The 11,915-nt window shown below is 39.3% G+C and carries 9 protein-coding genes, 2 tRNA genes and 1 riboswitch; of the genes, 6 read left to right on the top strand and 5 right to left on the bottom strand.

Annotated features, from left to right (window positions below):
- The first annotated feature begins 203 nt into the window (after positions 1-203).
- The 4 genes from DOD25_RS03635 to DOD25_RS03620 all read left to right on the top strand — a co-directional run bounded on the left by DOD25_RS03635 (position 204) and on the right by DOD25_RS03620 (position 4,569).
- Entirely contained in the window at positions 204-1,211 is a 1,008-nt protein-coding gene (locus DOD25_RS03635; RefSeq protein ID WP_112928720.1) for a DMT family transporter, read from the top strand.
- Positions 1,212-1,401: 190 nt separating this feature from the next.
- Positions 1,402-2,478 carry an ATPase gene (locus DOD25_RS03630; RefSeq protein ID WP_112928717.1) on the top strand — a complete coding sequence of 359 codons (1,077 nt, stop codon included), beginning with the start codon at positions 1,402-1,404 and terminating at the stop codon, positions 2,476-2,478.
- A 178-nt stretch (positions 2,479-2,656) separates the two neighbouring features.
- Positions 2,657-2,729 (top strand) — tRNA-Ala (locus DOD25_RS03625).
- Between the two features lie 113 nt (positions 2,730-2,842).
- A riboswitch (Lysine riboswitch) is annotated at positions 2,843-3,028 on the top strand.
- Between the two features lie 149 nt (positions 3,029-3,177).
- Complete coding sequence (locus DOD25_RS03620; RefSeq protein ID WP_004106466.1) at positions 3,178-4,569, top strand: amino acid permease; 1,392 nt, start codon at positions 3,178-3,180, stop codon at positions 4,567-4,569.
- 115 nt (positions 4,570-4,684) lie between these two features.
- Here the strand turns inward: DOD25_RS03620 and DOD25_RS03615 are convergent, their stop codons facing one another.
- Together DOD25_RS03615 and DOD25_RS03610 are read right to left on the bottom strand one after the other, a co-directional pair.
- Entirely contained in the window at positions 4,685-5,539 is an 855-nt protein-coding gene (locus tag DOD25_RS03615; RefSeq protein WP_112928715.1) for a flagellar basal body-associated FliL family protein, read from the bottom strand.
- A gap of 181 nt (positions 5,540-5,720) precedes the next feature.
- Positions 5,721-5,796 (bottom strand) — tRNA-Asn (locus DOD25_RS03610).
- A gap of 206 nt (positions 5,797-6,002) precedes the next feature.
- Here DOD25_RS03610 and DOD25_RS06470 point away from each other — a divergent pair.
- On the top strand, positions 6,003-6,620 hold the full coding sequence (locus tag DOD25_RS06470) for a M23 family metallopeptidase (protein ID WP_234025927.1): 618 nt from the start codon (positions 6,003-6,005) through the stop codon (positions 6,618-6,620).
- A gap of 142 nt (positions 6,621-6,762) precedes the next feature.
- Positions 6,763-8,574, top strand: coding sequence for an AMP-dependent synthetase/ligase (locus DOD25_RS03600; protein WP_112928713.1), 1,812 nt, complete (start codon positions 6,763-6,765; stop codon positions 8,572-8,574).
- Between the two features lie 97 nt (positions 8,575-8,671).
- Here DOD25_RS03600 and DOD25_RS03595 read toward each other — a convergent pair whose 3' ends face one another.
- The 3 genes from DOD25_RS03595 to DOD25_RS03585 all read right to left on the bottom strand — a co-directional run bounded on the left by DOD25_RS03595 (position 8,672) and on the right by DOD25_RS03585 (position 11,854).
- The gene (locus tag DOD25_RS03595) at positions 8,672-10,381 is read right to left on the bottom strand and encodes a substrate-binding domain-containing protein (protein ID WP_004106457.1); all 1,710 of its coding nucleotides are present in this window, start codon (positions 10,379-10,381) and stop codon (positions 8,672-8,674) included.
- 123 nt (positions 10,382-10,504) lie between these two features.
- The gene (locus tag DOD25_RS03590) at positions 10,505-11,356 is read right to left on the bottom strand and encodes a fructosamine kinase family protein (protein WP_325047851.1); all 852 of its coding nucleotides are present in this window, start codon (positions 11,354-11,356) and stop codon (positions 10,505-10,507) included.
- A gap of 54 nt (positions 11,357-11,410) precedes the next feature.
- A complete protein-coding gene (locus DOD25_RS03585) occupies positions 11,411-11,854 on the bottom strand; it encodes a DUF2871 domain-containing protein (protein WP_004106454.1) in 444 nt (147 codons plus the stop codon).
- Positions 11,855-11,915: the final 61 nt, after the last annotated feature.

Genomic DNA, 11,915 nt, shown 5'->3' with positions numbered 1-11,915 from the left:
TCAATAGTTTCGTGGGCGAAATTTATACAGCAAAATACTTGATTGCCACTGTTTTCTGGAGCGTATATCGGAAATTTTACGAAAGAACGCCAGAAAGTTGTACTTTTCACGATTTTACGGCTATTCTGTCTATTTTATAAGCTAAAACGCTTTATAAAAGAAAAATTTTAAAGAATCAACTTTTATAGTTGAAGGGGAACATTATGAAGGTGAAATATGAAACAGCTAAATCTATAGCTGAACCGCTTTCGGATAAATCGGGCATGCCTCAAGGCAAAAGTGTTCGTACTGCTCAGATTATGTTGTTGATTTGTGCTGCTATTTGGGGTGGCAGCTATGTTTCTTCAAAATATGCTCTTGAAGTGTTTCCTGTGCAATGGCTTATGGGCGTTCGTATGGTTGGAGCTTGCACAATTATGGCTGTTATTTTTTTCGGTACACTTCGTAAAACTTTTACAAAAAAGCTTATTGTTCCTTCTTTACTAACTGGAATTACGTATTATGCTACTTTAATTTTGCAAACTGAAGGGTTACGTTCAATTGATCCAGGCCGTAGCGCGTTTTTGACAGCAGCATATTGCGTAATTACGCCATTTTCTGCTTGGTTAATCGTCAAGAAAAAGCCAACTCTTTTAGGATTAGTAGCTGCAGTTATGTGCGTTGCTGGAGTAGGTTTTGTGGCATTAAAGCCTGGAATGCTTGTTCTCACATTGTCTTATGGAGATTTCCTTACTTTATTATGTGCTGCAGTTTTTGCTTTTAATCTTACGTTCCTTGCGTATTATTCTCGTAAATATAATCCAGTTACGTTAACTTTTGGGCAATTTGTTGTTTCAGGCGTACTTTTTGTAGCTGGTGCGCTTATTTGTGAGCCTTTGCCAAACTTTAACGCTGCTGATCATTTCTCTATTTTTGCTAATATGTTCTACCTTACGGTAGTAGTAACAGTAGTTGCACAAATTATGCAAAACTATAGTTTGGTGAATCTTTCTACTGCAAACGCTTCTGTGATTATGTGCACTGAAAGTTTGTTCACGCTTTTATTCTCTACTGTTCTTTTTCATGAGCATGTTTCTAACATGGCTTTTGTGGGATTTGCTTTAATATTTGCTGCAATTATTACTGCAAGCTTAGGTGAGCATTATTGTGATAAAAAAGCGAATTGTGAGCTTTCTTATAAAGATAGAGATTTTGAGGTTGCTAAGTCTTAGGCATTTCAGTTTTGTGTAGCTAAGTTTTATGTATATAAGACTTGTGATTTTGTTGTAAGAATGCTCTGGCAATACTGTGCAATTTTTGCGTAGAGTGATACCATCATTGTTGTAATGATGTTGGTAGTGGAATTTGCATATTTGCCATGCGTTTTGGCATTATATTCGCATAAATAGTTAAGGTGCATAAGTGAAGAATTTCTTCAAAGGCATATCGTTTACGCAAGTATTAGCTGGATCGCTCGCTGCAGTGACTTCGTTTTTACTTGCTTCTAAAATTGGTATTGCTGGTTCAGTTATTGGCGTAGCTATTGGTTCTATTGTCTCAGCAGTAGCATCACAGTTGTATCAGAATGTTATTCACGCTTCATCGCGTAAACTTTCGGAAGTAAATCCGAATACTTCTACAGAACAGTCTAATTTTAGTAATGTGTCAGATTCTAGCGTGCGTTCAAATGGTTTAGAGAATGTTGATTCTAAAAGAATTGGAGATGATATTCATATGCAATATTCATCAAATTCGTTGCAATGTAATACTGATCCTTCAGATGACAAAAATATGACTGTTCAAGATGCAAGATTTGGACGCACTGTTAGTTCGCAAGTCCGTAATCCAGAATTAGAAAATACGCGTATTTTGGAATTGTCGAAATTACGTGAACAGCATGAAGAAGACATGGAACTGTCGGAGGGCACAATTCCAGAGCCGGTGCCGTTATCTAAGGTTGTTAGTGAAAACTACGGTTACTCTTCTAGATCTTACCAAAATAGAAACGATCATCGTACAACAATTGTTGTTGCTGTTATAAGTGCTCTTATAGCTGTTATTGTTACTGCAGGTGCTGTTCTTTTGTTTACACAAGGAAAAGGCACAGACAATATTGATAAGCCTGAAGAAATTAGTCATGAGCAACAGCAAAATCAACCGCAACCTAAGCAACGTCTTAATACGAATACTAATCAAGACCATAAGAAATCTCATGATGATTCTGATAGTAAAGATGCTAATAAAGACGAAAATGATGAGCATAGCAATGAAAACGCAGCTGGCTCAACAGGTGGTCATTCTGATAATGATTTAGGTAGTGACACTAACAATGATTCAGGAACGAATTCAGGTGATGCTGCTAGTGGGAATAGTGGATCGGGTGCTGATAGTTCTGATGCAGGTGCTGGATCTGCTGGATCTTCGGGATCTACTGGTTCTTCAAACAATGTAACTTCTCCTGGTAATGGTGATCAATCTGGAAGTGCCAATGGTAACTAGTTCTTGAATTGGTTTGCCGAATTGGTTCTTGAATTGGTTTTCAAATTGGCGACTAAATTGTTAGTAGAATTCGCAGAATTTTTGGAATTTGTAAGTTGAATTCGACACGCCGCATTTGGATAGAGCGGCTATTTGTTGTATTCTATCAAAGGTTCGTTTGAACGGCATAAGTAAAAACGGGGCTATGGCGCAGCTGGTAGCGCATCTCCATGGCATGGAGGGGGTCGGGGGTTCGAATCCCCCTAGCTCCACAAATTTTAAACGTCACTTCTCATGAAGTGGCGTTTTTTGTTATTATTTTTCGATTTTTATGCGCCACGCCGTATTTTTTACTGTTTGTCTGCAAGTCGTACTAATAATGAACACCATCGACCAGAGGTCGCGCTCGACAAGAGTAATAAGCATGAGCTAGGGAAGCGTTAATTGCTTACAAAAGGGGAGAGCGCCGAAGTTTACTGCTTAATCCCAAAAGTAGTGAGCTGGGACTTGGCTTAATATACCAAGGACTGTCGCAGCGAGTCGGCATTCGCTGCGGAGAGCTATCGACACGCTTGCTTTTGCTTGCTTGTTTTGCCTCTGATTGTCATGAAAGGAGGAAAAATGAGTAGCTCATTATCATCTACTGCTGTACAGAATACTCAGCAGAATACTCAGCAAAATAACGATGTCCATAGAGGATTAAAAACCCGCCATATTTCCATGATTGCTTTAGGTGGCAGCATTGGCACCGGCTTATTCGTTGCTAGTGGTGCAACAATCCATATGGCTGGTCCTGGCGGCGCTTTGCTCGCTTATGGTGCGATTGGCATTATGGTCTACTTCCTTATGACTTCCCTTGGTGAAATGGCCACTTTTATGCCTATTAGTGGATCGTTTGCATCGTATTCTGGACGTTTTATTGATCCTGCACTCGGTTTCGCAATGGGCTGGAACTATTGGTTTAATTGGGCTATTACGGTTGCAGTGGACGTTAGTACTGCAGCAATAGTTCTGCAATACTGGTTCCCAACAGTGCCAATATGGATTTTCTCGCTGTCGGTTCTTATGCTTATTTTGGTTATCAATGTGCTTACAGTTAAGTGCTTTGGAGAAACCGAATACTGGCTTTCTATTATTAAAGTGTTGGCAGTAATCGTATTCCTTGTTATCGGTTCGCTTACGATTGTTGGCATTGTTGGCGGCAAAGCGCCATTCTTGCAAAACTTCACTCATAAGGACGCTCCATTTGCAGGCGGTGTTCCTGCAGTGTTGTGTGCTTTCGCTATTGCAGGCTTCTCTTTCCAAGGAACTGAGCTTATTGGTATTACTGCAGGTGAGTCTGCAACTCCAGAAAAGAGTATTCCAAAGGCTGTAAAGCAAGTGTTCTGGCGTATTCTTCTTTTCTACATTCTTGCAATTTTCGTTATTGCTTGCATTATTCCTTATACTGACAAGAACTTACTTGGTTCTGATGTAACTGATATTGCTATTAGCCCATTCACGCTCGTGTTCCAGCGTGCAGGTCTTGCAGCTGCTGCAGCAGTTATGAATGCTGTTATTTTGACTTCTGTTATTTCTGCAGCAAATTCCGGCATGTATGCTTCAACAAGAATGCTTTATTCACTCGCAAAAGAAGATAATGCTCCAAAAGTATTTGGCAAGGTAAGTCTTCGTGGTATTCCTGTTCCTGCGTTGATTGCTACATTTGTAGTTGCTTTATTTACTTTCTTTATGAGTATTTTTGGCGATCAAATATACATGTTCCTGGTTGCTGCAAGTGGTTTGACTGGTTTTATTGCTTGGGCTGGTATTGCTGCAGCTCATTATCGCTTCCGTAAGGCATACTTGGCTCAAGGTCATTCCTTAGATGAATTAGTTTACCGAGCAAAGTGGTATCCGTTTGGTCCTATTGTTGCGTTCTTCTTATGCATTCTTGTTATTGTTGGTCAGGATTTGCATTCATTTGCAACGCTTAACTGGCAGGCTATTGGAATCACGTACATGTCTGTGCCGCTATTTATCGTTCTATACATTGGTTATAAGATTAAAAATCATACTCGAGTAATTCCTCTTGAAGAAGTCGATTTAACTCATGTTCGAGTAGCAAAATGAACGAATAGTTTATAAAGTTCAACATCGTTTACGATGTAGAGTTAGATAATGTAAAAGCTCCCAGCGTATATCACTGGGAGCTTTTACATTGAGTCAGATAACAGAGCAATATGTTTTATGGTTGTTGTGAACCTGCTATTATGTCCGGGGCTGGTTTTTTATCTGAGGAATCTTGTTCGCCCTTTTTTGCTTTACCATCCGGATCTTTTTGACCATCATTTCCTTTAGGTTTTTCAGCACCAGCTCCGTCTCCGCTGTCTTTTTTGTTCTTATCTTTTTCTTGTTCTTTTTCTTTGTTTTCTTTGTTTTCTTTGTTTTCTTTGTTTTCTTTGTTTTCCTTCTTTTCTTTGTTTTCCTTCTTTTCCTCAGTCTTCTGTTTCTTAGTGTCTTGAGTATTTGTCGTCGGCGCTGGTGTTGGCTTTGGCTTTGGTGGGACAACATTTGAACGCTGAATTACAATTCCAGTCGATTCATTTATCTCTTGCTTCTTTGTTTCTTCGTCTTGTTTGTCTTTGTCTTTATCTTTATCTTTTTTGTTATTTTCATCGATTAATGTAACAGCCAACTCGCGCACTCTTTTTGCTTTGACTGCATACCATTCAGAAGCAGCTAAAGCTTCTGCGCTTTGGGAACCAAGTTCTTCAGGAGAGTTTGCTGTGCAAGATACTGCGTCAGGAACCTTTTCGCTCATGATTTTAGCAAGTTCTTTTGCGTTATCAGAGTCACCTTTTGTGAGATCCGTTATTACGCTGTTGTGTACTAAACTTTTCCATACGGCATTGGCTTTAGAAACTTGTGCAACTTTTATCTCGCACTGTTTGCGAGCTGCTTTAGTGCGTTCAGTCTGCTTCATGTACCAAAGTGTGCCAACTGTGCCAAGAGCTAAAGCTAGCACAACAATTCCCACAATGAGAATAATGAGCTTTTTCTTTTGACTCTTTTCAACACTATCGGAGCTATGTTGATTCATATTTGTCCTCTGTTATCTATTGCTGCTCAACATTAGCGCATTTGAATACGCAACTTGTTTATATAATACGCCAAAATGTTTATGTTAGCCACGCTCATGAGCGCTAAACAATCAAGATTTTGCTTGTGGATGCAAGTCGTAATATTTAACGCAAAAAGCCACTGGAAAACCAGTGGCTTTATGGCTCCTGCGGCTGGGCTTGAACCAGCGACCATTCGATTAACAGTCGAACGCTCTGCCAACTGAGCTACGCAGGAATATCTTGTGCTCAACTAAGCGCTGTGCACAAGACATTTATATTACACGGAATTTTCAAAGATGCAAATATGGCGTGTTTTGGCGTGTCGAAATAGTGATTATAAGCATATGTTTTATCCACAATGCTTTAAAAGCTTATGATTTTCGCAAATTAGCTGCAAAACTTTTATAAAAGTCGTTTTATAAAAATATGGATGGGGAATATATGTGTATTCGCAAAAATTATGGATTATATTACAAAATATCTGCCTGTTTGGGGATTTTTATAATCTCAGTTATTTTATTAGATGCGCTGTTTTTACAACCCGAAATTTCGCAAAATAATCATCATCTTAAATATTATGTTGTAGAATCTGCTGTGACATGTTGCCACAAGTGTGCTCTTTCTAAAGGTGATTATAGTGAAAAAACATGCAAGTCAGCTATGCAATGGCCTGTGAAACCTGCACAAATAGTAAAAGCTTTTAATCCTCCGCCTAAACCTTGGATGGCTGGGCATCGTGGCGTAGATTTAGCTGCAAGCACAGGGACTCCTTTATTTGCGCCTGCAGATGGCGTTATTAGTTTTGCTGGTAAAGTCGCTGGTAAATCAGTTGTGACTATTAGGCATGGTGAACTGACATCCACTTTTGAGCCTGCTGTAACAAAGTTTAGCGTTGGTGTTTTTGTGAAAAAAGGTCAGAATTTTGCACATGTCGAAGGAGATTCGGACCATTGCGGCACAACTTGTGTGCAGTGGGGTTTAAAGCGTAAAAATCGCACATATGTTAATCCTGAAAGAATGACTGTTAAGCGTCGCATTGTGCTTAAGCCTGTGGAATGAGCAAAATAATATATTTATATCGTAGATATTTGTAGATAAATGAACAAAATTGATTACAATCTTGTAGATATTCGCATATGCGAAGGCTTGCAAATCGCGTATAGTAAAGATATACGTCAATTCAGCAGATAGAGGAGCTAATATGCAAGAATATTCTCGTCCACTTGATGAGTCTATTAATACAGATGTTAATGTTTTCTCACTGCTAGAAGAGCGAGCAGAGCGCAATCCTAATGGTTCTTTGGTTGAATACGTTGGAACTGACGGCGTTTGGAAGTCATATACTGCTGAAGAATTTAGAGATAAGGTAATAGCTGTTGCTAAAGGCTTTATTGCTAGAGGAGTAATGCCTGGTGACGCTGTGTCAATTATTGCTCACACTTCATGGCAATGGACAGTTCTTGATATGGCTATTATGTCTATAGGCGCATTGACAGTGCCAATTTATGAAACAAGCTCTTCGCTGCAAATACAACATATTGTTCAAGATTCTCAAGTATGTTCAATATTTGTGGAGTCTCCTGAAATGTTGCCAAAAGTAGAGGCTGTTCAGGAAGAATGTCCTACTCTTCACGACGTATATGTAATGAATCGTGGTGCTATCGACGCGTGCATTGAATACGGTAAAGCAGTAACTGATGCTGAATTTTATGAGCGAGTGCACGCTGTTAATGGAAGTGACATAGCAACAATTGTATACACTTCAGGTTCAACTGGTGAGCCAAAAGGAATTGAGCTTACTCATAGCAATTTTGTTTTTATTGCTAAATCAGGTGTTATTTCTATGCCAGATATTGCGATAAAAGACAGCCCGCGTCTTTTGCTGTTCTTGCCTCTTGCGCACGTTTTTGCTAGGTTTATGCAATTGTTCTGCTTTGCTGGAAATATAACTCTTGGTTTGACGAGTAATTTGAAAACTGTATTGTCTGATTTTCAAACTTTTAAACCAACATTTATTCTTGGTGTTCCACGCATTTTTGAGAAGATTTACAATGCTGCTTCTCAAAAAGCAGGCAGGGGAGTAAAAGGTTTTATTTTTGCTTATGCGTCTAAGGTTGCTCGCGAATGGTCTCGCGCTCAGCAGTCTAGTTCAATGGTTCCTCCAATGCTTGCTCTTAGCCATTCAATATGTAAAAAATTAGTGTATGCTCCACTACTACACGTATTTGGAGGCTCTGTTTCATACGCTATTTCGGGCGGCGCTCCTTTAGATTTGTCGATTGCGCATTTCTTTAATGGCATTGGTTTGCCTCTTCTAGAAGGCTATGGAATGACAGAAACTTGTGCACCTTCTATGGTGAATCCTACGACAGGTTATCGCATTGGTACCGTTGGTTTGCCTGTAAAGGGTGTATCTGTTGCTATTGCTGACGATGGTGAATTGTGCATTAAGAGTCCTGCAGTATGCAAAGGCTACCATAATAATCCTGAGCTTACCAAACAGCAGATTGTAAATGGCTGGTTGCATACGGGAGATTTTGGGTCTTTAGACGATGACGGTTTTGTGCGTATTACAGGCAGAAAGAAAGATCTTATTATTACTGCTGGCGGTAAGAACTTATCTCCAAATGCGTTAGAAGCTTCATTAATGTCTTCACCTATTATTTCTCAAGCTGTTGTTATTGGAGACAGGAAGCCGTTTGTTTCAGCAATTATTGCGCTCGATTTATCAGAAGTAAATACTTGGCTTTCTTCGCGTGGCGCATGCCCTGTACGTTCTTTAAAAGAGGCTTCACGTAACGGTATTGTGCGAGCAGAAGTTGAGCGTGCTGTTAGCAAAGCAAATGAGCTAGTTTCTAGAGCTGAGTCTATTCGCAAGTTCGAAATAGTTCCAGATGAGTTTACTCAAGCAAACGGTTTGATTACGCCAAGTTTAAAGGCGCGTCGTCAAGTTGTTGTAGAGCGTTATAACGACCTTATCGAACATGTTATTTATGCTCCACGCAAACGTTAGCTGCGTGTAAATTCGTGGAATATAACTTGAAGTTAGCCTGAAGCTACAGATTGCGTTCCACAAATTATATTTCACAACTTGCATCTAAAAATTGTATTTACAAGCCTGCGTCTGCTAATGATACGTAGCCTGGGTCAATTAAACGTGACTTTAGATTTGTTGCGCTTACTGCCACTAGTCGCTCGTTAACAGTAGGGACAGTTTCCCCGTGTTCAATTTTTGTTTGCACTGTAGCGATTTTTTTGTCAAGTTTACCGTTTCTGTTCAAAGAATAACAAGTAGCAGTAAGATCTTGAACAATCTGCTTATGATTTTCTATAGTTGTCATCCATTGCTTTCCGCTCACAATGTTTGGCATAATATTTTTGTACGCGCCATAACCAGTTATTACTGGCCATTTCTTTGCTTCTGATTCTTCTTCCTCATCTTTTTTCTGCTGTTGTTGTAACTCTTTTTCGGTTTTCTTCGCAGAATCTTTTGGAGCAGGAACTGGTCTTTTATTAAGATCTCGTTTCCCTATGAAGTTTCCGATAACGTCCGGCAAATTGAAAGATGGGTTTATATCTGCTGCGCTTCCTTCATAACCGAGATCGTTTAGTGCTTGTACGGCTTGTAAAGCAATTTGATCATCGAGTGCAATAATTCCATCAACGCGATGCCTTGAGTGTGAAAAAAGACTTGTACTTCTCGTAATTCGTTTTGTTAACTCATTTTTCACAGAGTCAGCTACATCTGCGTCGAAAGCAACATTGGTCCAGTCTTTTTCGCTACTATTCACATTCAGTCTTCCAGAAGTGCTTATTAATGTCCCCGAAGCAAAATATGGTCTCAAAACTTTCCAAATGCCAGCGAATGCTTCTTCAGCAAAATCATCATGGAATGCTGTTTCGCTATTTGCATGCGTATTGTTGTTAGAATCATCATCCTCGCTTGCTTCGTCGCTGTTATTTTGTTGATTATTATTGTTTGCATTAATATTTTTTTGATTGTGACATGGCAAAAGAACTTCAATGTAGCGTGGATTTTCTTTAGTTGCACGATCTAGAGCGATTTTTTGTACCAGAGTTGTTGCTTGAATTTCGCCAATGGTTCTTGCGTCAGATAAATGGAACATCACATCAGGTTTGAAACCGCTAACACGTCGTGAGAGCATAACAACGTGTATTCCTGCCTTTTTTGCTAGGCTAAGTGATGATGCCAATCGTTTTTCTGCATTAAGCTCATCTTTGGATGATTGAGAGTTATCGGCATTTTGTAAATTTAAGTCCTGAGTATTTGATTTTTGCGTATTTTCAGAATTAGACGCAGGTAATGTTGCATAATCTCCATAGTTATTATTGCCGTTTTTGTTAGTCCATGGAGCTATAACAATTGTCGTTTTGCTTAATTGTTTTTTGACTTTTGAATTTTCGGAAACAGAATTGTGCTTTTCTGAATTATTCTGTTTTGCATTGTTCAATGAGCTTAGCAAATTTACTACATAATCTTGCACATCGCGGCTTTGTTCTGAAAGGCTAGAAGAAGTTTTAGTAGTAATAGAATTATCGTCAAATCCCTTATCTTTTAACGATTTTATTAATTCTGGGACCAGTATATCCCACGTGCTTAGAGGCTTATTACGTGTTATTGCCAATCCATCTGATGGAGTAAAAACAATAACGTTACCGTGGTTCGCTTGTTCTTTATTTTCAGATTTTAAAGAAGTTTTTGTTGAACTTGCGCACGAGCTAACAACAAAAAGCATCGTAACTAATGCTGTCAGCATAACTAAAGAACGATGCATAGTTCTGTTGCACAAACGAATCATAGTAGTGACCTCTCGTTTCGTGGTCTATCTGTTGCTGTCTATATGTGTTCTACTTGTAACTATCTTCTAACATTGTATATAGCCGTGTGCTAAATACTTACATTGCTATTTTAGTGAGCAAAATTATCTTATAGAACTTTTTATAAGACTTTCGCACATATTACGGTATTCGCTCACGTAGCCTCCACCAAAGAACACGCAATGTCCTGCAATAGGGTAGAGCTGCCAAATAATCATGCGCTGCTCAAAACCTGCTTTAAGTGGATGAACAGACTGATAGCCGTCTAAAATCTGCTTAAAATAGCTGATTCCAAATAAATGAAGCATCGCTAAATCTTCTTCGCGGTGCCCACCATGTGCTGCAGGGTCGATTAGAACAGCTTCAGTGTGTTCGCCGTCTGAACTTTTAGTCCATAACACGTTTCCGCTCCACAAGTCTCCGTGAACTCGAGCAGGCTTATCTTCTGCAGCTTTTCCTAATAAATCAGGCAGCGCATCAATAACTTCGTTTGTAAGATCTAAGTCGCTTTTAGTAAGCTCTCCGCGAGCAATCCCAAGCTCAACCATAGGGCGCAATCGTCCGTCCGCAAGGTAGTCAATAACATTACTCCAAGTGCCAGTTGGCATTTCAACTGGATCACTTAAAGGTCCAAAATAGCATGTGCCATCGTAATCTGCTGGTGCTTCACCAAAATATTTTGCACCGTAATCGTGCATATGAGCGAGCGCTGCACCAAACTCAAATGCAGCAAGTGGTGTTGCTGAGTGAGTGTCAATGCGCTCAATATTAAGGTAACCGTTTCCCCAATCAAATACTTCAGCCACTCTAGGGCCGCCGTATTTGTGAGCTTCAGAAAGCCATTTTAAGCCTTTACCTTCGCATTCAAAGAAACGCTCAGGCGCGTATAATCTACTTTTCTTATATACAGCGTTGTTCATAGAAGCCTTCTTAACGTAGTAGCGCATACGAAACATGCGCTACATACTTAATAAAATATTTATTAATAAATTAAATTATTCCCAAGCTCACTATTTTACTGAAGTATTAGCACAATGAGCGATGCTGCGTTTAATTTGCAATAAGATGAGTACAATACTTACGCCAAGTAGGATGTGTCCGATTCCTGCTAAACCAGTTATGGCAAAATCTATAGATGGACTGAGATGTAGACGTAGTACTTGTGCAATTCCACGAGTAATCATCATTACTGCTGTTAGGTTGAGTCCAATATGATAAGTTATTAAGATTCTCGTAGTTTTTTCGTTACTAAAACTGAAGTTTTTCTCAACTAGTATAAGTAACAGAAAAACAACCATGCCAAGCATAAAGTAGTGTGTGTGAACTACAGCAAGCATACTTTTTGCATGGAAAGCATTAAATTTTGTAAATTCGCGATAAAAGACGCCGCCAATCATGGCGAGGACAGCATACAACAAAGACGTATTAATATAACGTTTCATAACATGATTCATAGTAACTTCCTTACGTAGAGTGATAGTCAAATATTCCTTAGTAATGTTGCTGGTGTTACAA

This window comes from Gardnerella leopoldii (assembly GCF_003293675.1).
Classification (GTDB): Bacteria; Actinomycetota; Actinomycetes; order Actinomycetales; family Bifidobacteriaceae; genus Bifidobacterium; species Bifidobacterium leopoldii.
This window is presented reverse-complemented; position numbering and strand designations above follow the sequence as displayed.

Coding starts and splice junctions, on each gene's coding strand:
- DOD25_RS03635 (WP_112928720.1), top strand. CDS start 204: ATGAAGGTGAAATATGAAACAGCTAAATCTATAGCTGAACCGCTTTCG.
- DOD25_RS03620 (WP_004106466.1), top strand. CDS start 3,178: ATGATTGCTTTAGGTGGCAGCATTGGCACCGGCTTATTCGTTGCTAGT.
- DOD25_RS03615 (WP_112928715.1), bottom strand. CDS start 5,539: ATGAATCAACATAGCTCCGATAGTGTTGAAAAGAGTCAAAAGAAAAAG.
- DOD25_RS06470 (WP_234025927.1), top strand. CDS start 6,003: ATGTGTATTCGCAAAAATTATGGATTATATTACAAAATATCTGCCTGT.
- DOD25_RS03600 (WP_112928713.1), top strand. CDS start 6,763: ATGCAAGAATATTCTCGTCCACTTGATGAGTCTATTAATACAGATGTT.
- DOD25_RS03595 (WP_004106457.1), bottom strand. CDS start 10,381: ATGATTCGTTTGTGCAACAGAACTATGCATCGTTCTTTAGTTATGCTG.
- DOD25_RS03590 (WP_325047851.1), bottom strand. CDS start 11,356: ATGTTTCGTATGCGCTACTACGTTAAGAAGGCTTCTATGAACAACGCT.
- DOD25_RS03585 (WP_004106454.1), bottom strand. CDS start 11,854: ATGAATCATGTTATGAAACGTTATATTAATACGTCTTTGTTGTATGCT.